The 24,418-nt window shown below is 71.2% G+C and carries 24 protein-coding genes; 8 read left to right on the top strand and 16 right to left on the bottom strand.

All coding sequences use genetic code 11. The features are described from left to right. Positions 1-80: 80 nt before the first annotated feature. A complete protein-coding gene (locus ABEA43_RS57225) occupies positions 81-1,025 on the top strand; it encodes a LacI family DNA-binding transcriptional regulator (RefSeq protein WP_345576006.1) in 945 nt (314 codons plus the stop codon). Positions 1,026-1,041: 16 nt separating this feature from the next. On the opposite strand, the gene ABEA43_RS57230 is transcribed toward ABEA43_RS57225, so the two are convergent. Further along, on the bottom strand, positions 1,042-1,776 hold the full coding sequence (locus ABEA43_RS57230) for a polysaccharide deacetylase family protein (RefSeq protein WP_345576008.1): 735 nt from the start codon (positions 1,774-1,776) through the stop codon (positions 1,042-1,044). A gap of 33 nt (positions 1,777-1,809) precedes the next feature. Here ABEA43_RS57230 and ABEA43_RS57235 point away from each other — a divergent pair, with 33 nt between their 5' ends. Next, a complete protein-coding gene (locus ABEA43_RS57235; protein ID WP_345576010.1) occupies positions 1,810-2,583 on the top strand; it encodes a tetratricopeptide repeat protein in 774 nt (257 codons plus the stop codon). 4 nt (positions 2,584-2,587) lie between these two features. On the opposite strand, the gene ABEA43_RS57240 is transcribed toward ABEA43_RS57235, so the two are convergent. From ABEA43_RS57240 to ABEA43_RS57250, 3 genes are all read right to left on the bottom strand, one after another. Next, a complete protein-coding gene (locus ABEA43_RS57240) occupies positions 2,588-3,550 on the bottom strand; it encodes an NAD-dependent epimerase/dehydratase family protein (protein ID WP_345576013.1) in 963 nt (320 codons plus the stop codon). Positions 3,551-3,577: 27 nt separating this feature from the next. After that, the gene (locus ABEA43_RS57245) at positions 3,578-3,940 is read right to left on the bottom strand and encodes a PPOX class F420-dependent oxidoreductase (RefSeq protein ID WP_345576015.1); all 363 of its coding nucleotides are present in this window, start codon (positions 3,938-3,940) and stop codon (positions 3,578-3,580) included. Between the two features lie 86 nt (positions 3,941-4,026). After that, positions 4,027-4,620 carry a dihydrofolate reductase family protein gene (locus tag ABEA43_RS57250; protein ID WP_345576017.1) on the bottom strand — a complete coding sequence of 198 codons (594 nt, stop codon included), beginning with the start codon at positions 4,618-4,620 and terminating at the stop codon, positions 4,027-4,029. A 92-nt stretch (positions 4,621-4,712) separates the two neighbouring features. On the opposite strand from ABEA43_RS57250, the gene ABEA43_RS57255 reads away from it, so the two are divergent. Then, positions 4,713-5,165, top strand: a complete 453-nt coding sequence (locus tag ABEA43_RS57255) for a winged helix-turn-helix transcriptional regulator (protein ID WP_345576019.1) — start codon at positions 4,713-4,715, stop codon at positions 5,163-5,165. Between the two features lie 141 nt (positions 5,166-5,306). Here the strand turns inward: ABEA43_RS57255 and ABEA43_RS57260 are convergent, their stop codons facing one another. Genes ABEA43_RS57260 through ABEA43_RS57270 form a run of 3 tightly spaced genes read right to left on the bottom strand, consistent with a single transcriptional unit; the run spans position 5,307 to position 8,638 of the window. Further along, positions 5,307-6,281 (bottom strand): lysylphosphatidylglycerol synthase domain-containing protein, encoded by a 975-nt coding sequence (locus ABEA43_RS57260; RefSeq protein ID WP_345576022.1) that lies wholly within the window; start codon positions 6,279-6,281, stop codon positions 5,307-5,309. Between the two features lie 20 nt (positions 6,282-6,301). After that, the gene (locus tag ABEA43_RS57265; protein ID WP_345576024.1) at positions 6,302-7,384 is read right to left on the bottom strand and encodes a glycosyltransferase; all 1,083 of its coding nucleotides are present in this window, start codon (positions 7,382-7,384) and stop codon (positions 6,302-6,304) included. A 30-nt stretch (positions 7,385-7,414) separates the two neighbouring features. Further along, positions 7,415-8,638 (bottom strand): endonuclease/exonuclease/phosphatase family protein, encoded by a 1,224-nt coding sequence (locus ABEA43_RS57270; protein WP_345576026.1) that lies wholly within the window; start codon positions 8,636-8,638, stop codon positions 7,415-7,417. 164 nt (positions 8,639-8,802) lie between these two features. Between ABEA43_RS57270 and ABEA43_RS57275 the strand changes: the two genes are divergently transcribed. The 5 genes from ABEA43_RS57275 to ABEA43_RS57295 are packed head-to-tail and all read left to right on the top strand — an operon-like array spanning position 8,803 to position 13,759. Continuing rightward, positions 8,803-9,825, top strand: a complete 1,023-nt coding sequence (locus ABEA43_RS57275; RefSeq protein WP_345576029.1) for a glycosyltransferase family 2 protein — start codon at positions 8,803-8,805, stop codon at positions 9,823-9,825. A gap of 6 nt (positions 9,826-9,831) precedes the next feature. Beyond that, positions 9,832-10,533: a sulfotransferase family protein gene (locus ABEA43_RS57280; RefSeq protein ID WP_345576032.1), complete on the top strand. Its 702-nt coding sequence runs from the start codon at positions 9,832-9,834 to the stop codon at positions 10,531-10,533. Next, complete coding sequence (locus tag ABEA43_RS57285; protein WP_345576035.1) at positions 10,530-11,561, top strand: glycosyltransferase; 1,032 nt, start codon at positions 10,530-10,532, stop codon at positions 11,559-11,561. Before ABEA43_RS57280 ends, ABEA43_RS57285 begins: the two co-directional genes overlap by 4 nt. Before the next feature lie 3 nt (positions 11,562-11,564). Then, positions 11,565-12,614, top strand: coding sequence for a glycosyltransferase family 2 protein (locus ABEA43_RS57290; RefSeq protein ID WP_345576038.1), 1,050 nt, complete (start codon positions 11,565-11,567; stop codon positions 12,612-12,614). After that, on the top strand, positions 12,611-13,759 hold the full coding sequence (locus tag ABEA43_RS57295; RefSeq protein WP_345576040.1) for an endonuclease/exonuclease/phosphatase family protein: 1,149 nt from the start codon (positions 12,611-12,613) through the stop codon (positions 13,757-13,759). The genes ABEA43_RS57290 and ABEA43_RS57295 overlap by 4 nt, the downstream gene beginning before the upstream one ends. Here ABEA43_RS57295 and ABEA43_RS57300 read toward each other — a convergent pair. From ABEA43_RS57300 to ABEA43_RS57340, 9 genes are all read right to left on the bottom strand, one after another. After that, positions 13,749-14,531: an AfsR/SARP family transcriptional regulator gene (locus ABEA43_RS57300; protein ID WP_345576042.1), complete on the bottom strand. Its 783-nt coding sequence runs from the start codon at positions 14,529-14,531 to the stop codon at positions 13,749-13,751. The genes ABEA43_RS57295 and ABEA43_RS57300 overlap by 11 nt on opposite strands. 22 nt (positions 14,532-14,553) lie before the next feature. Beyond that, positions 14,554-15,471, bottom strand: coding sequence for a UbiA prenyltransferase family protein (locus ABEA43_RS57305; RefSeq protein WP_345576045.1), 918 nt, complete (start codon positions 15,469-15,471; stop codon positions 14,554-14,556). 112 nt (positions 15,472-15,583) lie between these two features. Continuing rightward, positions 15,584-16,618 (bottom strand): NAD-dependent epimerase/dehydratase family protein, encoded by a 1,035-nt coding sequence (locus ABEA43_RS57310; RefSeq protein ID WP_345576048.1) that lies wholly within the window; start codon positions 16,616-16,618, stop codon positions 15,584-15,586. Continuing rightward, positions 16,600-17,991 (bottom strand): aspartate aminotransferase family protein, encoded by a 1,392-nt coding sequence (locus tag ABEA43_RS57315; protein WP_345576050.1) that lies wholly within the window; start codon positions 17,989-17,991, stop codon positions 16,600-16,602. The genes ABEA43_RS57310 and ABEA43_RS57315 overlap by 19 nt, the downstream gene beginning before the upstream one ends. 295 nt (positions 17,992-18,286) lie before the next feature. Next, positions 18,287-20,179 carry an AfsR/SARP family transcriptional regulator gene (locus tag ABEA43_RS57320; RefSeq protein ID WP_345576052.1) on the bottom strand — a complete coding sequence of 631 codons (1,893 nt, stop codon included), beginning with the start codon at positions 20,177-20,179 and terminating at the stop codon, positions 18,287-18,289. A gap of 324 nt (positions 20,180-20,503) precedes the next feature. Then, positions 20,504-21,382, bottom strand: a complete 879-nt coding sequence (locus ABEA43_RS57325) for a helix-turn-helix transcriptional regulator (RefSeq protein WP_345576055.1) — start codon at positions 21,380-21,382, stop codon at positions 20,504-20,506. Beyond that, a complete protein-coding gene (locus tag ABEA43_RS57330) occupies positions 21,372-22,223 on the bottom strand; it encodes a phytanoyl-CoA dioxygenase family protein (protein WP_345576057.1) in 852 nt (283 codons plus the stop codon). The genes ABEA43_RS57325 and ABEA43_RS57330 overlap by 11 nt, the downstream gene beginning before the upstream one ends. An 87-nt stretch (positions 22,224-22,310) precedes the next feature. Further along, positions 22,311-23,510: a cytochrome P450 gene (locus ABEA43_RS57335; RefSeq protein ID WP_425570635.1), complete on the bottom strand. Its 1,200-nt coding sequence runs from the start codon at positions 23,508-23,510 to the stop codon at positions 22,311-22,313. A gap of 18 nt (positions 23,511-23,528) precedes the next feature. After that, the gene (locus tag ABEA43_RS57340) at positions 23,529-24,290 is read right to left on the bottom strand and encodes an ABC transporter permease (RefSeq protein ID WP_345576061.1); all 762 of its coding nucleotides are present in this window, start codon (positions 24,288-24,290) and stop codon (positions 23,529-23,531) included. Between the last annotated feature and the right edge of the window lie 128 nt (positions 24,291-24,418).

The raw sequence follows: 24,418 nt of genomic DNA on the forward strand, positions 1-24,418 counted from the left end.
CATGAGCCTGACCATAGATTATGAGCGCCCTCGCGCACAAACCCCCGCGTTAACTGCGTGTAACGACTCAAGGAGCAGCTGTGCCGACACTCGCGGACGTCGCCGCGCTGGCCGGGGTTTCCAAGGCGACGGCCTCCCGCGCCCTGGGCCGGCCGGACCTGGCCGCCCCGGAGACGGTGGCCCGCGTCCGCGCAGCCGCCGAGCAGCTCGGGTTCGTCCCCAACCGGGCGGCCACCCAGCTCGCCCGCGGGAAGACCGGGGTGGTCGCCATCGTGGTCCCCACGCTCGACAACACCTTCTTCACGCCGATCATCGGCGGCGCCCAGGCGCGCGCGGCCGAGTCGGGCATGCAGCTGACCATCGCGGTGCACTCCCTGGAGCACTCGGCCCAGCTCGCCGCGGTCGAGCAGCTCGCGCACCAGGTCGACGGCTTCCTGCTCACCGCGCCCCGGGGGTCGGACGAGATCGTCCGCGCCGCCGCGTCGTACAAGCCGACCGTGCTCATCGACCGCGAGATCGAGGGCATGACCTCGGCGGTCGCCGACACCGCCACCGCCTTCGGGGCGCTCGTCACCTGGTTCGCCGAGAAGGGCCACGAGCGCGTCGTCTACATCGGCGGCCCGGCGGGCTCCTGGCAGGATCGCCAGCGCCAGGCGGCCATCCGCGCCGCGGCCGGGCCGAGCGGCGCGGCGCTGACCATGCTTGGCCCCTTCCCCTCGACGTTCGCCGCCGGGGTGGAGACGGCAGAGGCCGTGCTGGCCGCCCGCGCCACCGCCGTGGTCCCGTACGCGACCTCGATCGGTCTCGGCCTCATGTTCGCCCTGCTCAGCCGCGGGATCCACGACGTCGTGGTCAGCTCGGAGCGCATGGTCGTCGACAGCCTCGGCCTGGGCGACGTCCCCTCGATCGACGTGGACGGCGAGAAGCTCGGCGCCGTGGCCATGGACCAGCTCATGACCCTCCTCGGCGAGCGCAGGGAGCCGCCACCGCCCACGAGACGCCGCCTGACCGTCCCGATCAGCTAGCTCGGCACGCGCCGGGTCAGCGGCGTCGCAGAGCGAGCAGCTCCGAGACCGTGACGAATCGGTATCCCTGGTCGCGCAGGCCGGTGATCAGGCCTTCGATGGCCGCACGGGTGTTCTGCCCGCTGGCGTACCACGGATGCAGCAGGATGATCGACCCCGGCCTGGTCTCCGCCCGCACGGCCGTGACGATCTCGGCGGCCGTGGGAGTCGTGCCGGAGTCGGGCTCCACGTCCCACATGACCGTGTGCCTCTGGTGATCGGCCAGATACAGCGGCAGCACCAGCAGCTTCTTGCCCGTCGGCGGGCGGAAGAGGATCTCGCCGCCCTGGCCTGCCCCGCGGATGGCCGCGTCGGTGCGCTCGACCTCGCTCGCCACCGTGGAGGGAGAGACGAAGACCATCCGCTGGTGGGTGTAGGTGTGGTTGGCCAGCTGATGCCCCTGGGCGACGAGCGCCTTCGCGTCCTGCGGCCGGGCTTCGACCTGGGAGCCGACGACGAAGAACGTCGCGTGGACGCGCTGCTCGGCGAGGATCGCGATGATCTCTGAGGTGTGCTGGTCGGGGCCGTCGTCGAAGGTCAGGGCGACGACCTTCTCGCCGGTCGCCACGCGGTCGGTCAGCTCGCCCGCGAGCTGGAAGGTCCGTGCGTTCATCAGCTCGTACAGGCCGATCGCTCCTAAGAGGAGGACGGCGAGAAGGGCCGCGAGGAGCTTGCGCCATCTTCTCCGCACGGGCGTTGCTGCTGCGCTCATGGGTGATCATGAAATCACAAGCCGGGAGATCCGGTGGCCGTGGTCGCACAACCGGGCTACGGTGGCGCAGCGGGGCCGGCGACGCCGGCCACCGGGAATGGGGACGCGGTGAGCGGGAGGCAGGCGGAGGGGCGCATCGAGCGCGCCAGACAGCTTTATGAGCGTGCCGTCTACGCCGGTGACTCCGGCGTGCTGGCCACGGCCGAGCAGGACCTGGACAAGGTCGAGGCGGATCTCGCGGTGGCCCGGGGCCAGATCCTGCATGCGCGCTTTTTTGACGATCGGCACGAGGACCCGCGTGAGCTGGCCCTGTTCGAGCGTGCGGCCCAGCTGTATCGCCTGCTCGGTGATGTGGCCGGCGAGGCTGAGTCGTTGTTCTGGATGGGCTGTTTTCACCAGGTCGTCCGGGATGATGCCGGGACGGCGGTCCCCCTCTTCGAGCAGTCGTACGCATTGGCGACGCGGGCCGGGGACCGGCCCACCCAGGCCGAGGCGCTTCGGCATCTGGGGATCGCGGAGCATTTCGCCGGCCGGTGGGACGCCGCGCGGGAGCGGCTGGAGGAATCGGTGCGGCTGCGCCGGGAGATCGGGCTGCCGGCCGGTGTCGCGGCCAACCAGGTGGGGCTCATCTACATCGCCGCCGCACAGAACCGCCGTGACGACGCGCTGGCGCTGGCAGAGGAGGCGTACCGCACCGCCGAGTCCTGCGGGGCCGAGCGCATCATGCGCCAGATCGAGGAAGCCCGCGCGCAGATCATGACGTCTGATGCCGATCCGGGCGAGGCGCACGACCCGGGGACACCCTGAGGGTCTAGCGGTCGTGTTTCCGCAGCCAGTCGACGTAGTCCGGGACGGCGCGCTCGACGTCGTACTCCGGCCGGAAGCCGGTGTCCTCCCGCAGTCGGGTGATGTCGAGGTAGTTGTCCGGAGGCCGGTCGGGATTGCGGCCTTCCGGCAGGGTGATCCCCGCACCCGGCACGGCGGCGTTGATCGCGGCGACGACCTCGCCGTAGCGCACCAGCCGCCCGGCCGAGACGTTGTAGGCGCGGTGGTTCAGCCGGTCGGCGAGCATGAGCAGCGCGATCGCCCGGCCGCAGTCCTTCACGTAGCAGAGGTCGCCGCCGTCCTCGGCGTACGCCGGCGGACGGGGCGGGGTGAGATCGGGGTCCTCGCCCCAGACCGCCGCGCTGAGCAGGCGGGGAAGGGCGAAGAACGGCGAATCGGGCAGGCCGAGCGGCCCCCAGATGGTGCCGATCCGCAGGCTCACCGCGTCGAACCCGGCACTGTCGCCGGCCAGCGAGGCGAACAGCTCCGCGGTCTTCTTGAACACCGGGATCCGGTGCGCCGCCACCACCGGCAGCGCTGAGTCCTCGCGCCACGGGACCGCGCCCATTCCCGTAGCCACTCCCGCGTACACGCTGATGGAACTGGCGACGGAGAAGCGCCGCACGCCCCACACCGTCGCCGCCTTGAGCGCGTTGAGCAGCCCGAGAGTGTCGGCGCGGAGGTACTCGACCGGATCGGGCAGGTCGTAGCGGGCCGCCGCGAGGTGCACGATGCCGGTGATCTCGTGCCGCCTCCCGATGCCGAGGAAGGCCGCCTCGTCTGTGGTGTCCAGCGGCTCGACGACGACCCGGCCGCCGGGCTCGCCGTCGAGGTATTCAGGCAGCCGGGTGGACCGGTGCGCGGTGAGCACGACGGATTCGCCCAGGTCGAGCAGCGCCCGTGCGGTGTGCGACCCGATGGAACCCAGGCCGCCGGTGATGAGGATCATGCCCTGCCCTTCCTGGCTCGCTGACGATCAATTGGGCTCGATGAGCGCGACGACCCGCTCCTCGTCGCGGGTGTAGGGGCTGCCGGTGTACTTCGCGGCGATCCGGTCGACGATCTCCCAGGCGGCGTCGCCCTCGATCCACTCGACGACCCTGCCGCGGAGGAGGACCGGGTGGTACGGGTTGTCGGCCGGCGTCAGGGAGAGCGCCACGCGCGGGTCGCGCCGCAGGTTGCGGGCCTTGCGGGAGCCCGGCCCGGTGAAGATCGCGATGTGGTCGCCGTGCGTGTCGGCATAGACGGGAACGGAGTGGGGCGAGCCGTCGGGCAGGATGGTGGCGAGGTGGGCGAACGAGGTGCCGCCGAGCACACGGCGGAGGTCGGGGTCGAGCATCGGGATCATCTCCTGGCATGAGGTCTGTGCTGGGGGTGTCTGGGTGAAGGGCGGCCGGCGAGGACGTCTTCGCCGGGCGCCGAGGATCATCGCTCGACCGCGTAGTGCAGATGGGTGACGCCGGGCGCCGGGACGGCCTCGATGAGGCGGAGGCGCACGTGCTCGGGAAGCGCCTGGAAGAAGGGCCGGCCGCCGCCGAGCAGGATCGGCACCTGATGCAGGATCACCTCGTCGACGAGCCCCGCCTTCAGCGCCTCCGTCACGACGCCGCCGCCCATGAGGCCGACGTCGAGGTCGCCGGCGGCCTCGCGGGCCGCCGCGATCGCGTCCTCGATGCCGGTGGTGACCAGGGTCTGCCGCTCGGTGATCTCCGGTGCGGGCCGATGGCTGAGCACGACCAGCCGGGCCTCCGGGTGCGGGCTGCCACCGCCGAAACGGTCGGAGTCCTCGTAGGTGTTGCGCCCCGCCACGATCGCGCCCACGCGTCCGGCGAGGCCGTCGAAGACGCGGGCGCTGGGCTCGCTCAGCTTGAACCCGCCGAACACCTGGCTGGGCGTGTCGCCGTCGAAGTACCAGTCGAAGAGCATCGTCCCGTCGCCCAGCCCGCGCCCGGCGCCGGGATCGCGGCCGGTGATGTAACCGTCGACGGATACCGCGTGGGCGCCCATGACCTTGGTCATTTTCGTCGTCCTTTTCTAGAGTTCCTTCAAGAGACTCTGCGAGCGTAACAGCCAGAGTTCCCTAAAGGAACCCCAATTGCTAGACTCATGGCATGCAGCGCACGAACTTCAGTGAGATGGCGTGCTCGATCGCGCGCACGCTCGACGTCATCGGAGAGCCCTGGTCGCCTCTGGTCCTGCGTGATGTCTGGGCCGGGTTCACCCGGTTCGAGCAGATCCAGGCGGACCTCGGGATCTCGCGAAAGGTCCTGACCGAGCGGCTCAACCACCTCGTCGAGTGCGGAGTGCTCGATCGGCGGCCCTACGACCGGCGGCCGCGCTATGAGTACGTACTGACGGAGAAGGGCGCCGACCTCGTCGACCTGCTCATGGTCATGGCCGGCTGGGGCGACAAGTGGCTCGCCGGCGAGGCGGGCCCGCCGGTGCTCTACCGCCACCACGCCTGCGGTGAGATCAGCCGCGGCGACCTGCGCTGCGCCCACTGCGGCGAGCCGATGCACGCGGGCGACGTCGACCTGCTGCCGGGCCCCGGCGCGGCCCCTTGATGATCACGATGGCGCTCCTTTCCGGTTGCCGGAAAGTCTCGCAGCGCCGCCGCGCGACCGGCAGATGCCGATGTGGACAGTCCGCGGTGATGAACGTCATCGCCGAATCTGTGACATTTGCCCCTGTGTCCCCGAGAGACGTCACCCGATCGGTGGCGACACCGCGGGCTGAGGGGGGATCTCCTGCGGATCGGCCCGTTCGCGGCGGATGAGGTACTCCGCGGTCGCCAGGGCGGCCGCGCCGAGCAGCACCTCGCTGACGGTGGAGACCAGACGGCTGGCCAGGGCCACCACCGCGGCGGCCGGGGCGGGCAGCACCACGCTCAGCGCGGCCGTGAGCACCGCCTCGCGGACGCCGATCCCGTCGGGGATGAACACGCTCGCGATGCCGATCGAGGTGGCGAGCGTGAACGCGCCGACGCACAGCATGAGGGAGCGGCCCGGCGGCGCCCCCATCGCGATGGCCAGGGGCCACACGTGCAGCCCGGTGACCACCCAGGACAGGCTCTGCCAGGCGACCGCGAGCCGCACTCCCCTGACGGAGGCGGCCTTGGCCGCCGTGGGACGGCGCAGCAGCCGCAGCAACAGCGCGGATCCCTGGTTGACGAGCTGCGGGCGCACCAGGACGACCACGATCAGCACGGCGGCGCCGGCCAGCCACGCCGCCTGCGCCCCCAGCATCTGCACGCCCGCGAGCAGCCCGACCGTGAACCCGCTCAGCAGCACCACGCTCATGACGACCGCCGCCGTGGTCATCAGCCTGCCGAACGTGACGCCGTTGGCCGTGGCGACCTTGGTGGCGGCGATCATGCCGGGCACCCGTCCCGGCAGGTACTTGGACAGGAAGCCGACGAAGAAGATCCGCACCACGCGCGGCCCGCTGACCGGGGGGCCGATCTCCAGCAGCACGACGCGCCAGGAGAGGAACCCGAGCGACAGTCCCGCCACGCTCGCCAGCAGCGAGCCGCCGAGCAGGAGGCTGATCTCCCCGGCATCGCGCCGGGTGAACAGGACGCCGACCACGCTCCAGTCCAGCCGGGACATCGTCCACACGATGGCGGTCACGACGGCGAGGGCGAACGCGGCGACCAGCGCCAGCTTCAGCGGACGCGGCAACGGGGGCAGCCTGATCGATCTCACTCGCGCGTCCCGGCCGACGGCGCGGGGGACAGGCCGGTCCTGATCGGCTCCCCCCGCCGGCGGCCCAGCACCCAGGCGGCGCGCAGCAGCCCCACGCAGGCGCCGAGGAAGAAGGCCGTATGGAAGCAGAGCTGCATCCAGGCGGCCCACAGGGCGAAGCGGGTGCCCCGATGCCGGCGGGCGACGCCGAGGAACATCCGGTTCCTCCGCAGGAACACCGCGAGCGTCGCCGCCGGCACGGCCAGCAGCCAGGGGCTGATGAGCGCGAGCGGCAGGGTGAGGAACGTGGCCGTCGCCGAAGCGGAGGAGAGCCGGGGTGGTTTACGGCGTTTGTGCTGGCCCGTTCCGATCATGTCGAGCTGGAAGCCGACCCGGCCCTCACCACGCAGCCGCCGCGCCCTCAACATGATCACCGGCAGCGTGGTGGACCGGACGAACCGCTCCGCCAGGCACCCCCAGAACCGGTCCTCGTCGTCGGCCTTGGTGACCACGGACGTGGCGACGACCAGCCGGTAGCGGGCCGGGACGCGGGTGCCGAACTCGAAGTCCTCGCCGTCGCGCAGCCGTTCGTCCAGCCCGCCCGCCTCCTCGAAGACGTGGCGCGGGATCAGCGTGCAGGACAGGAACGTCGCCGTGGTCCTGCTGCGCTCGAAGTGCTCGCACAGAACGCGATAGCGTTCGACCGGGCCGTCGTCGTACAGCGGCTCGATGTCGTAGATGCCCTGCACCATGCCGCAGTCGGGCGTCTCCCGGTAGGCCTCGACCGCGTTGTGGATCGCGTCGGGGGCGAGCGCCGTGTCGGAGTCGACGAAGAACAGCAGCGGAGCCGCGCTGCTGGCCACCCCGAGGTTGCGGGCCCCCGCCGGGCCCTGGTTGCGCGGGGAGCAGACGATCGTGCACGGGAACTCGCGGGCGATCTCCAGCGAGTCGTCGGTGCTGACGTCGTCGACGACGATGACCTCGGCCGGTCGGTGGGTCTGCGCGTACACCGACTCCAGACAGGCCCGCAGGGTCTTGCGTTTGTTGTAGTTCGGCACGATGACCGCGACGTCATCACCCCAGGCCGGCTCGTCAGGCATATCCGTTCCCTTCGTCGGTCGGGCGGCAGGTCAGGGCACCGACACGACCATGCGCTGGGCCCGATGGTCGGACAGCTGCTCGGCGCCGGGCAGCTCGTAGCGGTGCACGGTCACGTCGGGACTGGTATAGAGCCAGTCGATCCGCCACAGCTCGGCGGTCCCGGCCAGGTAGGTCGCCGGATAGAGGGACGAGAGCGCGGGCGTCCTGTCGATCAGCCGCTCCGGGAGCAGGCGGCGGATGCCCATCGCCGGGGAGCTGTTCAGGTCGCCGGCGAGCACGACGGGGTGGGGGTTGGCCGTGACGTCCGCGCTGATGGCCCGGAAGCTCGCCTCCCGCCGCAAAGTCTTGCTGAAGGCGACGTCACGGGACTCGGCGTCGTACAGCCGCCATTCGAGCGGGGGCTGGGCGATCTGGGCGTTGTAGAAGGAGACGGTCGTGCCGTTGACGTCGATGTCGGTCCGCAGCGTCTCGACCGTGTAGCCCTCCGGCCAGGCCCGCAGCGCCTCGGGGACCTCCTTCTGGTCGGACGGCAGCCAGGGGCGCAGGTCCAGGCCATGGTGCCCGGCGATCGGGAACCGCGAGAGCGTGATCTGCTCGCCGGACTCCGCGATGTGGTAGCCGGGGAACTCGCGGCGCAGCTCGGCCAGCTTGTCGATGCGCATCGCCAGGTCGGCGGTCCAGCGCTGGGCGCGCATGTCCCCGGCCTGGGTGTTCACGTACAGGTACTCCGTCAGCAGGTAGACGTCGGCGTCCAGCTGGTGCAGGTAAGCATAGAACCCGGGGGAGTACCGGTCGCCCTCGGCCGTGCGCCAGTCCTGGTCCCAGAACTGGGTGTTCCAGGCGGCCACGGTGATGCTGCCCGGACCCGCGGCCGGCGGCGCGTACCAGAGGGTGGTGTAGTTGACCCCGCTCAACCCGGCGCCCAGCACCGCGGTGACCACCAGCAGCGACATGACCCGCCAGCGCACCGGCCGGGCCAGCGGCGCCACGGCCAGCAGCAGCACGGGGACCGCCAGGAACAGCAGCGGCGGGGTCAGCTCCAGCGGGGCCCACAGCGAGGTGCGCCCGCTGGCCAGCAGGTGGCAGAGCACGAAGAGCAGCCACGCCACGGAGGCGGTCACCACCAGCTTGGTGCCCCAGCACCAGCGCCGTCGCGGGCGGATGAAACGCCTGAAACGTTCCGCCCAGGACGTCTCCGGCTGGGGCGGTACGGAAGTGAGCCGCTGTTCGATCACTGCGTCCCCGTCGCTCATCAACACCATCCTCGGTGGGGTGGGCCGGCGTCGAACGTACTCAGGAGTCCTTGTCGCATCCTTGTCAGCAGGGCGAGTTCGAGTTCCGCGCGACAAGAATGGGACAAGCCATCGTGCCTACCGTGAACCGGACATGAGGTCTGTCACGGCCAATGGAGCACATCATGAGTCGGGAGCACCCGCTAGTCTCCGTCATCATCCCCAGCTACAACCGGTCCGGCGTGTTAAAACTCTGCCTGGAAGCACTGGAAGAGCAGACTTATCCGCATATCGAGGTCATCGTGGTGGATGACTGCGGCACCGAGGACGCGGCGCAGGTCGCCGCGGCCATGGGCACCAAGGTGGTACGCACCAGGGTCAACGGCGGCCCGACTCCGGCTCGCAACCTCGGCGCCGAGCACGCCGCCGGGGAGATCCTGCTCTTCCTCGACGCCGACATCGCCCTCGACCCGGACGCGGTGGAGAACGCGGTGCGGATCCTGGAGGCCCACCCGGAGATCGGCGCCCTGGGCGGCATCATGCTGCCGGAGTCGCTGGTCTCCCAGAGCCTGGCCTCCCAGTATCGCGCCCTGCAGATGCACCGCTGGTGGATGCCCGCCCACCGGCCGACGCTTGAGCTGCACGCGGCCGTGCTGGCGGTCCCGGCCAAGGTGTTCGCCGAGATCGGCCCCTTCGACCCGCGGCTGCGCGAGACCGTCTCCTCCGACTACCGCATCCGCGTGACGCGGTCGTACGAGGTGAAGCTGAGCGACGCGATCCGCGGTCGCAAGGACCACGACCCCACCGTGCGGATGATCCTGCGCAAGGTGCTCCGCCGCGCCCGCATGAGCGCGCTGGACTGGCACCAGGGGGAGACGCCGGGAGACTCCGTGCCGCGCGCGGTCGGCGGCGTCCTGCTGCTCGCCGCCGTCCCGGCGCTCGCCCTGCCCCTGGTGGCGGGCCGGCGCGGCGCACTCGTCCCGCCCGCGCTGGTCGCCGCCGCCATGGCCATGGACGCGGGCACCTACCGCTTCGCCTTCGCCCAGCGGGGCGTCGCGTTCGGCCTGTACTTCTCCGGCGTCCACCTCGCCGTCACCTTCACCGGCGCGCTCGGCGGAGCGGCCGGCGTGCTGCAGCGGTTCGCGCTCTCCCGCCTGGAGAAGGCTGCTGCCCGTAAGCCTAATCAGGCTCTCGCGGAACAGGACTGAACGGCCATGCAGGTCATCGCCACCGGCTTCGGCCGGACGGGAACGCTCTCCCTCAAGACGGCGCTGGAGCGGCTCGGCCTCGGGCCGTGCCACCACATGGTGGACGTGTTCGCCCACCCCCGGCAGATCAGGCCCTGGCTGGCCGCCGCCACGGCCCGCGAGGTGGACTGGGACCGCCTGCTCGTCGGTTACGAGTCGTGCGTGGACGGCCCGACCTCCGCCTACTGGCGGCAGCTCGCCGAGCACTACCCGAAGGCCAAGGTCATCCTCACCACGCGCGACCCGGACCGCTGGCTGGCCAGCATGCAGCGGACGCTGTTCGCGCAGCGGCGGCGCATCGACTCGCTGCCGGGCAGGGCCGCCGTCCTGCTGTCGACGCTGCTCGGCACCGACCTCGCCGCGTTCGTCAGGATGGTCGACACGACCCTCGACGCGCGGACCTTCGCGACGGCGGCCGACCGGGAGCCCGAACGGGCCCTCCGGCTGTTCGAAGCGCACGCGGACCGGGTGATCGCCGCGATCCCCGCCGAGCGGCTGCTCGTCTTCGAGGCCGCCGACGGCTGGGGCCCGCTGTGCGCGTTCCTTGAGGTCCCGGTCCCGGCCGAGCCCTTCCCCCGGGTGAACGGCACGTCGGACTTCACCAGGAGCGGCCTCGGCCGGCCCCTGCCGTTGCTGCTGCGACGGACGAGGAGAGGGGGACGGCGATGACGCCGCAGGCACGGCCACTGGTCTCGGTCATCGTGCCGAACTACAACTACGCCCGTACGCTCGGCCTGTGCCTGGGCGCGCTGGAGCGGCAGACGTACCCGAGCATCGAGGTGATCGTCGTCGATGACCGCAGCACCGACGACTCGGTGGCGATCGCCCGCCGGCACGGGGCACGGGTCGTGATCACCGACACCAACATCGGCGCCCCGGCGGCGCGCAACCTCGGCGTCGAGCACGCGCGCGGCACGGTGCTGTTCTTCCTCGACTCGGACCTGGCGCTGGCCGAGGACGTGGTCGAGCACGCGGTGAGCCTGCTCATGGCCGATCCCACGCTGGGGGTGGTGTGCGGCACCTACGACCCGGAGCCGCTGATCCCCGACGGCCTCGTGGAGCGCTACCGCAGCCTCCAGCTGCACTACTGGATCTCCGGCGACGAGGGCGAGATCACCACGATCTACTCCGCGCTCTTCGCCATGCGGGCGGAGGTGTTCCGCGAGGTGGGCCCGCTGAACCCGGCGCTGCGCCACAGCGAGAACGCCGAGTACGGCCACCGCGTCACCCAGCGCTACCGCATCGTGCTGGACAACAGGATCAGAGGCAGGCACGACCATGACGACCGGCTCAAGGTGGTGCTGTCGAAGTTCTTCCACCGCGCGCGCCTGCACATCCCGCTGTATCTGCGCCGCCCGGACTTCAACGGCGGCCCGGCCAACAGCAGCCGCGGCTGGGGCTCGCTCGCCGCGCTGTTCGCCGTGCTCGCGGTGCCGCTTCCGGTGCTGCTCGGCCCGGCCTGGCTGGCCGCGCCGCTCGTGCTGCTGGCCGGCTCGATAGCGTCGGACCTGGGCATGTACCGCTTCGTCCGGCGCTACGCCGGCCTCCGCTTCACCCTCTACTTCACCGCGGTGCACTTCCTGGTGAACGTCACCGTCGCGGTGGCGGTGTTCGCCGGCGCGGCCCAGTGCCTGCTGTCCAGCCGGTTCCGCCGCATGTACGACCTCCCGGCCCGGCCCGCGCCGGCGGAGGTGTGAGCGATGACCGAGCAAGGGCCTCTCGTGTCGGTGATCGTGCCCAACTACAACTACGCCGCCTCGCTGCCGCTGTGCCTGCGCGCGCTGCAGGCGCAGACCTACCGGCCGATCGAGCTGATCGTCGTGGACGACAGCAGCACCGACGACTCGGTCGAGGTCGCGCGGCGGCTCGGCGTCCGGGTGATCCGCACGGAACGCAACATGGGCGCGGCCGGCGCGCGCAACCTCGGAGCCGAGCACGCGCGCGGTGAGATCCTGGTGTTCGCGGACTCCGACGTGGCCCCCTACCCCGACGCCGTCGAGGTGGCGGTGGGCATGCTCGCGGCCGACGCCCGGCTCGGCGCGGTGAGCAGCATCCACGACCCCGAGCCGCTGATCCGCGACAGCCTCGTCGAGGAGTACCGGGCGCTGCAGTACCACTACTGGACGGTCAGCTCGGAAGGGCCCGTCTCGTTCCTGTTCTCGGCGCTGATGGCGATGCCGCGCCGCGTGTTCGACGACATCGGGCCGTTCAACCCGCGGCTGCGCGAGACCGAGGAGGTCGACTACGGTCACCGCCTCACCCAGCGGTACGAGATGGTGCTCACCACCGCGGTGCGCTCGCGGCACGATCACGACGACAAGCTGGTCAAGCTGCTGCGCAAGCTGTACCGGCGGGGGCGCGCCCGGGTGCCTTTGTACGCGCGCCGGCGGCGCTTCGCCCGCGGGTTCGAGACCTCCAGCCGGGCCGGCGGCAGCCTGGCCGCGCTGGCGGCGGTGGCCGTGTCGCCACTGGTGATCCCGCTCGGCCCGGCCGGCGCCGCGCCCGCGGCCCTCGCCCTGGCCGTGTCGCTGCTGGCCGACCTCGGCATGTACCGCTTCGTGCTGCGCAGGCGCGGCCCGCTGTTCCTGCTCTACTTCGGCGCCGTGCACTTCCTGGTGAACGTGGCCATCGCCCTCGGGGTGGGGGCCGGGGTCGTCCGGTGGCTGTGCTCGGCGCGGTTCCGCCGGCTCTACGACCCCGACCCGGCCATGGAGATGCGTCACCCGGCCACCGGAGAGGCGGTCACGTGACGGCTCGCACGACCGGCGCCGACCAGGCCGCGACGCGCTCCCCCGGGGCGGGGGCGCGCCGGAGGATCCCGCTGGTGCTGTGCGCGGCGATCGCCTGGCTGGTGTTCGTGGTGGCGCACCGCGTCCTGTCCGGCCGGGTGTGGTGGTGGCAGGTCCCCGAGCTCGTCCCGCCGCTGGCGCTGGCGGCCGTTCCCGTGGTGCTGCTCGTCGCGACCCTGGCGGCGCGCCGCGCGCGCCGGGCGGCCGCCGCGGTGGCTTTGGCGTCCTTGGCGCTGGGCGGGGGCGCGAGCGGGCTCAACCCCGCCGCGCTGTGGCACGACGCCGCCCCGGCCCCGGCGGACGCGATCACGGTGTTCTCCTGGAACACCTGGTACTGGGACCAGCCGGTGGGCAGACAGATGCCCCCGCCCACCGGCACGCCGGCCGGGGACGTCGCCGCCTTCTACCGCTACCTCCACGCTCAGGACGCCGACGTGCTGCTGCTGCAGGAGTACGTCTACTTCGGCGCGGACTCCCGGCCGATCCGGGTGAACGACCTGGACCGGCTGCGCCGGGAGTTCCCCGGGTTCCACATCGCCGCGGCGAGCGAGATGGTGACGCTGTCGCGGTTCCCCATCGTCCTGCAGCGTGGCCTCGACCCGCCCCCGGACGGCGGCCGGGACACGCCCGTGCCGCCAGGCTCCGACTGGCCCGGCTTCTACACGGTGAAGACGCTGCGTACGGACCTGCGCGTCGGGAGCGGGACCGTCTCGTTCTACAACTCCCACATCAGCTCGCCGGTCGACCCGTCCGCGGGCGGCCTCGACCTCTTCAGCCTCGGCCGTACGCAGCATGCGGCGCGCCAGGCCGACCTCCGCGCGCTCGCGGCCGACGTCGAGGCGAACCCGCTGCCCGCCGTCCTGGCCGGGGACTTCAACGCCTCGCCCGCGATGGGCATCCTGCGCCTGGTGCCGGGGCGGATGGCCGACGCCACCCCGGCCCTGCGCTCGCTCTACCCCGCCACCTGGGACGACGGGTGGCCGTGGTGGCGGATCGACTGGGCGTACACCACGCCAGAGGTCACCGTCCACGAGTATCGGCTGGTCCGCTCGAACGGCCTGTCCGACCACAGCGGGCAGCGGCTGGTCCTCTCGCTCAGCCGATGACCTCGGCGTAGCGCAGGCCGGGCCGCCCGGCAGACCGGATCGGCGGGTCCGTGCCGGCGCGCAGGATCGTGAGATGCAGCGTACGCAGCTCGGGCCCCGGCTCGATGCCCAGGTGGTCGGCGAGGTACCCGCGCAGGCGGGCGTACAGGGCCACCGCCTCCGCGCCGCGTCCCAGGGCGCACAGGCCGCGCATCAGCATGCTCGCCAGCGGCTCCGCGAGCGGGTAACGCGGCACCAGCGGGGTCAGCTCGGTGACCACGATGTCGGGCCGGCCCAGGCGCAGGTGTGCCTGGGCCCAGGTGACGATGGCGCCGACGAACTGCTGCTCGATGCCGTACCGCATGCGGGCGGCCCACTCCCCGGGGATGCCGGTGAGCGGCGCGCCGCGCCACAGCTCCATCGCCTCGGCCAGCAGCCGGGTCCGCGTGTAGTCGTCGCGGGCGCGTTGCTGCGCCTGCTTGACCAGCCGGCGGAACCGGTAGGCGTCCACCCGCTCGGGGTCCACGTCGAGTGCGTAACCGCCGTTCCTGCGCTCGATGGAGATCCCGGTCGCGGTCAGCGCCTGCCGCAGGCGGGCGATGTGGGCGTACAGCGAGTCGGTCGCGCGGTCCGGCGGATCGTCCCAGACACGCTCGATCAGCGTGCGGAGCGGCACGGGGCGGTCGGCGTCGATCGACAGGGCGGCCAGCACCGCGCGTCGCTGGGGTGGTCCCAAGGGGATGCAGTGGTCACCGACGGTCACCTCGACGGGTCCCAGTAAGCGGACGTCCATCGCCTTCCTCTCACGATCGTTCTCACAGGTGGGCGGCCGCCGCTGCCAGGGACGGGTGGTGGACCAGCACGAGCGTCACCCCCAGGGTGGCGGCCCACAACATCGCGTTCGTGACCATGACGCGGTCGCGCAGCAGGACGCGCACCGGATCACCGCCCTCCTTGTCCACGAGCTGCATCTGCAGGTACCGGAAGAGGGCGAGGAGCGCGAAGGGCGTGGACAGCATCATCGCCGTCTGGCCGTGCTCCGGGCCGAACGGCCCCTCGTCACGCAGGTACATCAGGCCGGAGACGAGGGCGAGCATGGAGGCGATCTGCAGCAGCCAGTTGGTCAGCTCCATCGAGTAGCCGCGCAGCGCGGGCCGGTGGACGGCCCCGGCCTCCAGCAGCTCCCGGCGGCGCTTGCCGATCAGCAGCAGCAGGGAGATCGAGAACACCGTGATCAGCAGCCAGGCGGGCACCCGGTCGCCGGTCACCTCGTACCCCTGCACGACGCGCAGGACGAAGCCGGCCGCGACCGTGCCCACGTCCACCAGCGGTATGTGCTTGAGCCCGCGGCTGTAGGCGACGTTGAGCGCGAGGTACACCAGCAGCGGCCAGGAGGACGCCGGCGCCCGGGCGACGATGATCGCGAGCACCGTCAGCAGGACGGCGCAACAGGCGCCCGCGGTCAGCACCCCGACGCGACCGGCCGCGATGGGGCGGTCGCGTTTGACCGGGTGGAGGCGGTCGCGGTGCCGGTCGGCGATGTCGTTGCCGATGTAGACGGCGGCGGAGGCGACCATGAACGCCACCGTCGCCCAGATGACACCGGCCACCTCGGCCAGGCTGGGCGCGGGCATGGCGATGAGCGCGAGGGGCACGAGCAGGATCGCCTTGGCCGCGTGGGAGGGACGGATCAGGGCGGCCAGATCCGCGACCAGGTGGGTACGGGTCTCCACAGCCCGGTCCTGCGCCGCTTCCTGACGCTGCGGGCTCTCTGGAACGTCTGCCGATTCGACAAGGCGCATGCTTCACCCCGATAGCTCAGACTCGGAAGAGGACCCCGGTACGTCAGAAGAAGACCTTCGCCAGCGACAGCGCGCCCTGCCGCCACGCGTCACGGCTCGTCGCGCCGGCCGGTGCGCCGGCCGCGCGGTGTTCCCGCCACCAGGTGTACGTGCGGAGGATCGCGTCCTGGTTGGACAGCCGCGGACGGAAGCCGAGCCGTTCGCGCGCCTTGTCGATGCTGACGTAGGAGTCGGCGAGCAGCTTGCGCGACAGCCGCCCGTACACCGGGGACAGCCGGCTGCGCTCCAGCAGCCGGAGCACGGCGAGTGCCGGTCCCGCGGGCAGGGAGACGACCCGCTTGCCGTGGCCGGCCGCGTCGAGAACCGCCTGGAAGTCCGTACGCAGCGTGCCGAACTCGGCGGCGGCCAGGTTGTAGGTGTCGTCGGCGACGTCGGCCGGCGCGTCGAGCACGAGGGCCACGGCGTCCACCAGGTCCTCGATCGCGAACATCTGGATGCGCTTGTCCCCGCTGCCGAGCACCGGGAAGTTGCGGCCCTCCTCGGCCCACTCGAAGAGCATCGCGAACAGGCCCATCCGGCCGGGGCCGAGGAAGGTCTTGGGGCGCAGGATGGGCACGCGCATGCCGTCGGCCCGGTACTTCTCCGCCAGCTCCTCCGCCGCGGCCTTCGCCCTGGTGTAGGGGTCGACCGGTGCGCGCGGATGGTCCTCCGGCGTGGGCACGAGCGTCGGCAGCCCGTACACGGCGGTGGAGGAGATGTGGACCAGCCGCTCCACGCCGGCCCGGCGCCCCGCCTCCAGGACGGTGCCGGTGCCCCCGACGATCAGGTCGTGGATCTGCTCGGCCGGGTAGCTCGGCAGCGCGCCGGCGCAGTGGACGACCGCGTCCGCCCCGGTCATGGCCTCGGTCATCAGCGGCAGGTCGCGCACGTCGCCGATCCGGTGCCCCGCCGTCAGCAGCGGGTCGGCCGGGGGGCGCAGGTCCACCCCGAGCACGTCGTGGCCGTCGAGCACGAGCCGGCGGGCCAGGTGGCCGCCGAGCATCCCGGCGCTGCCGGTGACTACGATCCGGCGGGCCATCGCGACCCCACCTTCTCTCGCACGAATCGGGCGAGCAGCCGCGGCAGGCCCTTGGCCAGCGTCTTGTCCAGGCTGTCCAGGAAATACTCGACGTCCTTCTGCTCGATGGCGAGGGTCGGCGCGACGACGAGGGGGTTGTCGGCGTTCGGGCTGTAGTAGGAGACGATGCCGTGCTCGCGGTAGAGGTCGGCGATGACCGCGAGCGTGATCAGCTTGGTGCGGAACTGCGGGTCGCCGGAGAAGCCGGGCGCGAGCTTGGCCGCCAGGTCGAGCACCTTGGGGCCGCCGGTGAGGAACACGCCCCACAGCGAGCCCACCCCGCTCACCCGGCCGACCACGTCGGGATGGCGCTTGTGGATGTTCTGCAGCCCCGGACCCAGGATGCGCTCGATCTGCCGGGCCCTGGCGGGGTAGTCGTCCTCGACGACGATGTTGACCGCCTCGATGGCGGTGGCGGTCTCCTCGCCGAAGCCGTAGTAGGTGGTGCTGTGCAGGATGACGTCGGAGAGCCGGTCGTAGGCCTTGCGGAAGACGGGCTCGCGGGCGGTGTAGCCGGCGATGGACGCCTTGCCGCCGCCGAGGGACTTGGAGTAGACGAGGATGTCGGGCAGCAGGCCGGGGTAGCGCATGAAGTAGAAGAGGCTGCCCGTCTTGCCCCAGCCCGTGTAGACCTCGTCGAAGATCAGGATGATGTCGTTCGCGTCGCAGAGCCGCCGTAGCTCGTACAGGTCGCTCTCCGACCAGCAGCGCATGCTCGACGCGCTGAACGGCTCGACCATGATCGCGTAGACGTCGCAGGTGCCGTCGGGGGTGCGGGCGGCCTCGATGGCCGCGCGGACGGCCGGGATGTCGCCGTACGGGTGGACGACGATGCCGGGGAGACCGGGGAACTGGAAGGAGTTCTCGGACGATCCGGTCAGGCTGCCCGCGCCCAGGGTCTTGCCGTGGAAGCTGATGTCGGAGCGGAGGATGGTGTTCCGGCGCCCGCCGTGATACTTGTACGCCATTTTGATGGCGCCCTCGTTCGCCTCGGCGCCGGAGTTCGGGAAGTAGGAGATCTTCAGGTCGCCCGGCAGCAGCTCGGCGATGTTGTGGCTGAGGGCGGCCAGGTAGGGGGAGAAGAACGCCTTGTGCACCTCCATGCGCCGGCGCTCGGCGAAGTTGCGCCGGGCCTGGAGGATGCGGGGATGGTTGTGGCCGTGGTTGAGCACGCCGACCCCGCCGGTGACGTCAAGGATCTTCCGGCCGCCGCGGGTCTCGATCCAGGCGCCCTCGGCGCTCTCGACGAGCTCCCGGCCGAAGCCGAAGGAGGTCATGAGGTTGACCTGGCTGCGGCTGACGTACCTTCTGTACAGGTCTTGGACCTGTTTCACCGTGAAACTTTCACACTCGTCCACGCCGATCAGCTCAGACACGTTCACCCTTCCAGGTTCGAGTGAATTCCGCTGGTGCCCGGCCTTCTTCTCGACGGTGAGAAAAGGTTAGACATGTCGTCGACAATGTCGAATCCGGCTATACCCCATGCCATGCAAATTTGTGTATGTCGGCGGCGGCCGGCGAGACGGCGGAGAAGAAAAAGCGGCAGGGGGCGGATCGCGGGGTATTTATCAGTCAGACCTCGCACCACATGCGGATGATTTCCCGCGTCCGGAGCGGCTCCACCCGGCTTCAGCCCTTCGCGGTCATGTAGGTGACCGGCTGGGCGGAGGGCGTCCACGCCGTACGCCGCGCCCGCTGGACGGCCTGCGCTCGATCCTCCTCGGTGTCCTCCTCCCGGGCCCGCTCGCGGGCGAACAGGCGGAGCAGGTCGTGCATGCGGTACCGGTCGTGGCCGCACGTCTCCAGCAGCTGGATCTCCGCGAGATGGTCCAGCAGGTCGGCGGTGCGCGGCTCGGGGCGGTCGGCCAGGGCCGCGGCGGCCGCGACGCTGATGGCGGCGCCGCCGAGCAGGCTCAGCAGCCGGAACATCCGGGAGGGCTCGGCCTCCAGGCTCCGGTAACTCATCATGAAGCACGCCCGCACGGCCTGGTCGTCGGCCTGGAGCTCGGACAGGCGGCGATCCTCCACCGCCAGCCGGTCGGCCAGGGCGCGCAGCGACAGTCCGGGCCGGGCGATCAGCCGGGCCGCGGCGATCCTGATCGCCAGCGGCAGCCCGGCGCACAGCTGCGCGATCGCGCGGGCCGCCCGCTGCTCGGCCACCACCCGCTCCTCCCCGATCAGGCGGCCGAGCAGCGTCGAGGTCTCGTCCTCGGCCATGACGCCGAGGCGAAAGTGCGACGCGCCGTCCAGCGAGGTGAGCATCCTGCGCGCGGTGACCAGGACGCGGCAGGTCGGACTCGCGGGCAGCAGCGGGCGCACCTGCGCGGCGTCGCGGGCGTTGTCGAGCAGGAGCAGCAGGTGCTTGCCGTCGGTCACCGAGCGGAAGCGGGCCGCGGCCTCGTCCAGGTCGGGCCGGCCGCCCGGTTGCCCGCCGGGTTGTCCGCCGGAGTTTCCGACCGTGTCGTCGCCGAGTGAGCGCAGCAGGCGGGCCAGGACGTCGGCGGGGTCCAGTGGCGCGACGCCGGGTGCGGAGCCGTGCAGGTCCACGTAGAGCCGCCCGTCCGGGAACCGGCCCGCGACCTGGTGGGCGACGTGCACGGCCAGCGCCGACTTGCCGACCCCCGCGGCGCCCGTGATCGCCGAGACGGCGGTCGCGCCGGAGGCCGAGGTCAGCATCGTCCGCAGGCGCGCGATCTCGGCGGCCCGGCCGGTGAAGGCGGCCGGGCCGATGGGCAGCTCGGCCGGGGCCCTGCGGGCGGCGACCGCCGGCGGCGGCGTCAGGCAGGGGTCGTCGGCGAGGATGCGCTGGTGCATGCGGACCAGGTCCGGGCCGGGGTCGATGCCGGCCTCGGCGGCCAGCGTCATCCGCGCGCTCTGATAGACCGTCAGCGCGTCGGCCCTGCGGCCGGAACGGTACAAGGCCAGCATGAGCAGCGCCCCGAGCCGCTCGTTCAGCGGGTCCTTGCACGTCAGCGCCTCCAGGTCGGCGAGCATCTCGCCGTGCTGGCCGAGCGCCAGCCGGCACTCCAGCGAGGCGTCCACGACGCTCGTCCGCAGCCGCTCCAGCCGCGCCGCCTCGCAGCGCAGCGGCGCGGGCAGGGGCAGCTCCTCCAGCACGGACTCGCCGCGCCACAGGCAGAGGGCCCTGGTCAGGCGTTCGAGCGCGACGTCGTGGCGGCGGGCGGACAGCGCCCGCTGCCCCTGCTCGGCCAAGTCCTCGAACAAGGTGACGTCGACCTCGCCGGGCGTGACGCGCAGCATGTATCCGTTGGAGCCCGCCTCGATCCGGGAGGGGGACCCGAGCACCTTACGCAGCGCGGAAATGTAGGTGTACAGGTTCGACTCCGCGGTGGCGGGGGCGCGCTCGCCCCACAGCCAGTCGAGCATGCGCCGGCTGGAGATCGCCTTGCCCGTGTTGAGCAGCAGGGCGGCCAGGAGCACCCGCTGTTTTCGGCGTCCGAGCGCGATCGGCATCCCACGAGAGGTACGGACCTCGATCGGCCCGAGGATCTTGAAATCCATATGACCACCCTGCAGCGCGCGGCTTTCACCAACAGGAACTGATACGACTGAACACGGATCTTGGATTGCCGCGACCAATGATCGAGGGAAGCCACCTTGGAACGGTACTTCCTGGAACGGAATAAGAAGATTACGCGTCGCAGAATAGCGGGGGGCGGTGCCGTGGGAGCGGTTCCAACGGGCGGTTGAAATTTATCGCCGCATCGATATGTGGGGCGCGAGAAATTCGCCTTGACTCGTGCCGGCGGCCATTCTCGTGCGCTTTTCCGTACGTGTCGGTCACGCTCCGGAACATTGCGCCCGCTGACCAGCGCGCGGAAGCGGTCAGACCGGGGTCCCCGCCCCGGGGAGGAGGGACAGCAGCGCCGCCAGACCGCCCGGCTCGACCGGCGACGGTGGCGCGGTCTCCGGCGGGGTGCGGCGGAACGTGGTCGGCGCCATGCCGTAGATCGCGCGGAACCGGCGCGAGAAGTGGTACCCGTCCGCGAAACCGCACTGCACGGCGATCGCGTGCATGGACAGGTTGCTCTGCCACAGCAGCGGCTCGGCCCGGGTCAGGCGCAGCAGCTCGATCGCGGCGACCGGGCCGACGCCGAAGCGCCGGCGGAACATGCGGGTCAGCGTGCTCGGCGAGACCCGGGCGGCCGCGGCGAGCCGGCGCATCGGGATCGGCCGCGCCACTCCGTCGGCCCAGTGCTCACCCACCGCGCGCAGCATCGCGACCATCGGCTCCGGCAGGGGCTCTCCTGCGCCGCCGGGCGGCGTGGGCGCGGCCAGGAAGATCAGCACGAGCAGGCGGAGCGTCTCGCGGGCCTGGACCTGCCAGCCCGGTGGGCACTCGCCGCCCAGCCGGAGCAGGTGCCGGCACAGGGCGTTCATCGGGTCGTGGCGGCCGGTCAGGTCCCGCACCAGCGGCCAGGCGGCCGGCGTGTGTCCGGTGAGCGAGAAGTGCACGTACGCGTGCCGGGTGGGGGTGCGGGGGTCCCAGCGGAACGAGTCGCGCATCCCCGGCCGGATGAGAAGCAGCTCTCCCGGGACGATCGGGAGCAGGACGTCGTCCCATCGCCAGGTGGCGCTGCCCCGCAGCAGCCAGACGAACTGGTACGACCTGGCGACGCGCGGGCCGAAGTCCGAGCCCGGCGGGTAGTCCGCGACCGTGGGACCGAGGCGGGGCACCAGGTCGATGGAGAGCTCACCGATCACAGCCGCCGGCTCTGTTCGGGCGGATCCGCGGCCGGCGTACCTCCCGCAGGCCCTTGTACGCGTACGGGTCGGCGCCGGCGACGAGGACGATGTCGCGGTGGTCCGCCTGCGCCACGGGCGTTCCCGCCGGGGGAGCGCTCCAGGGCAGCAGGGACTCGGCGCTCATGTAGTGGTTGACCAGGGCCCGCCGGTAGCCGCTCCGGGCGGTGTTGGGCAGCGACTTGTGCAGCAGGTAGCCGTTGAACACGACCGCGGAGCCCGCCGTGACCTCCACGGGCACCGCGTCGGAGTCGTCGTACGGGAAGGCGTAGGACTCCACCGTGCAGTCGTAGCGCGGGTCGTCGTGCTCGCGGTTCGGGTACACCACGCCGGATCGGTGTGAGCCCGGCAGCACCCAGAGGCAGCCGTTCTCGATCGTGGCGTCGTCGAGCGCGAGCCAGACCGCCGTGAGCGAACGGTCGCGGGTCGGGATGAACATCTCGTCCTGATGCCAGGCCTGTCCCGGCTCCCCTTCCGACTTGACGAACAACATGGACTGCATGGCCTTCACGTTCGGGCCGATGACCGTGGTGAGCGGCGAGACGATCGCCGGATGGCGCATGGCGGCGAGCATCACGCCGGAGAGCTTATGCGGGTAGTGGACGCAGAGGAAGCGGCGCAGGACGTCGTCGTCGGTGTCGGCGGGGTCGGCGGGCAGCGCCCCCTGGACGTCGCCGAGCTCGCCGCGGCAGATGCGGACCGTCTCTTCAACCAGCTCACCGACCTCGTGAGGGCTGAACGCGTCCGGGAGGACGAGAAAGCCGTCGTGCTGGTATCTGTTCTTCAGCTCGATGTTCGTCACGGCCCCATCCTCACGGCGGGGGTCGCGTCATGACCATGGTGCGTGCACGCGTCCGGATGGCTGATCGGGTCACCGGTTCGTACGCGCTCAGGCGTCCCAGGCGACCGGGAGGCTCTTGACCCCGAAGACGTCCGCCGTCTCCGGGCGCAGGGCGACCTCTTCGGCCGGTACGGCCAGCCGCAGCGTGGGGAAGCGGCCCAGCAGGGCGGGGAGTGCGACGCGCATTTCGACGCGGGCCAGCTGCTGGCCCAGGCACTGGTGGATGCCGTGGCCGAAGGCCAGGTGCCCGCCGTCCTGGCGCTGGAGGTCGAGGGTGTGGGGGTCGGTGAAGCGCTCGGGGTCGCGGTTGGCGGTGTGGTACGACAGGAAGACCATCGAACCGGCCTTGATGGTCTTGCCACCCAGCTCGACGTTCTCCAGCGCCGTCCTCATGAACATCTTGACGACGCTCAGATACCGCAGCAGCTCCTCCACGGCCTTGTCGGTGAGCGCGGGGTCGGCGCGCAGCGCGGCCAGTTGCGCCGGGTTCCGCAGCAGTGCGAAAGTGCCGAGGGCCAGCATGTTCGCGGTGGTGTCGTACCCGGCCGAGAGCAGGATCAGGCTCATCCCCTTCAGCTCCTCGTCGGTCAGGTCGCTGTCGAGCAGGTCACTGAGCAGGTCGTCGGTGGGGTCGGCGCGCTTGGCGGCCACCAGCTCGGCGAGGTACTGCTGGGTCGCGGTGTAGGCCGCGATCAGCTCCTCGTCGCCGGCCTCCCCGCCGAGGAACTTGTCGATGTTGTCCTGGAAATAGCTCCGATCCTCGTACGGCACCCCGAGCAGCTCACAGATGATCACGGCGGGGATGGGCTTGGCGAACGCGGTCACCAGGTCCGCCGACTGCCCGGCCTGCTCCATGGCGTCCAGATGTTCGGCGGTGATCTGCTCGACGCGCTCGGTGAGCAGCCGCATCCGCCGTACGGTGAACTTGCCGACCAGTGGCTTGCGGTAGCGGCTGTGCTGCGGCTCGTCCGTGAGCAGGAACTCCCCGGGCGGCGCCGGAGGGATCTCGATGCCGCTGAGGTCCATCAGCGGGTGGTGGCGCATGAGCTCCTTGCGGGAGCTGAACCGGGGGTCGGCCAGGATCGACCGGATCAGGTCGAATCCGGTGACCATCCAGCCCTCGTGCCCGTCGGGGAAGGGAAAGCGGCTGATCGGGCCGTGCTCGCGAGCCTCGATCAGCTCCTTGGGCGGGTCGAACGGGCAGCCGGGCTGACGCGCGGCCGGCAGCGTGGCGAAGATGTGTTCCATGGTCATTCCTCTCGTTCGCTAGGAGATCTTGCGGCGGTAGGTGTTCATGGCGAAGGCGTAGGCGACGACGAGGATGCCGACGCACCAGGCCAGGGCGATCCAGATGTCGGTGCCGACCGGCTGCTGGCTGAACAGGGCGCGGACGGCGTTGACGATGGAGGTGACCGGCTGGTGCTCGGCGAAGAAGCGCAGCGGGCCGGGCATGGTGTCGGTGGGCACGAAGGCCGAGCTGAGGAAGGGCAGGAAGATGAGCGGGTAGGAGAACGCGCTCGCGCCGTCGATGGTCTTGGCGGTGAGGCCGGGGATGACGGCGATCCACGTCAGCGCCAGGGTGAACAGGATCAGGATGCCGGCGACCGAGAGCCAGGCGAGCACTCCGGCGCTTGTGCGGAAGCCCATGAGCAGGGCGACGAGGACGACGACCACGAGCGAGATCAGGTTGGCGATCAGCGAGGTCAGCACGTGCGCCCACAGCACGGCTGAGCGGGCGGTCGGCATGGACTGGAAGCGCTCGAAGATGCCGCCCTGCATGTCGGTGAAGAGCCGGAAGGCGGTGTAGGCGATGCCCGAGGCGACCGTGATGAGCAGGATGCCGGGCAGCAGGTAGTTCACATAGGAGACCGATCCGGTGTCGATCGCGCCGCCGAAGACGTAGACGAACAGCAGCAGCATGGCGATCGGCATGATCGTGGTGGTGATGACGGTGTCCACGCTGCGGGTGATGTGGCGCAGGGAGCGTCCCAGCAGGACGGTGGTGTCGGCGAAGAAATGCGTGCTCATCGTGGTTCCTTAGGCCTTGGTGCCGACGAGGGAGAGGAAGACGTCCTCGAGGGTCGGCTGCTTTTCGATGTATTCGACCTTGGCGGGCGGGAGCAGTTGCTTGAGCTCGGCCAGGGTGCCGTTGACGA

The organism is Nonomuraea rosea (assembly GCF_039539705.1).
Taxonomy (GTDB): domain Bacteria; phylum Actinomycetota; class Actinomycetes; order Streptosporangiales; family Streptosporangiaceae; genus Nonomuraea; species Nonomuraea rosea.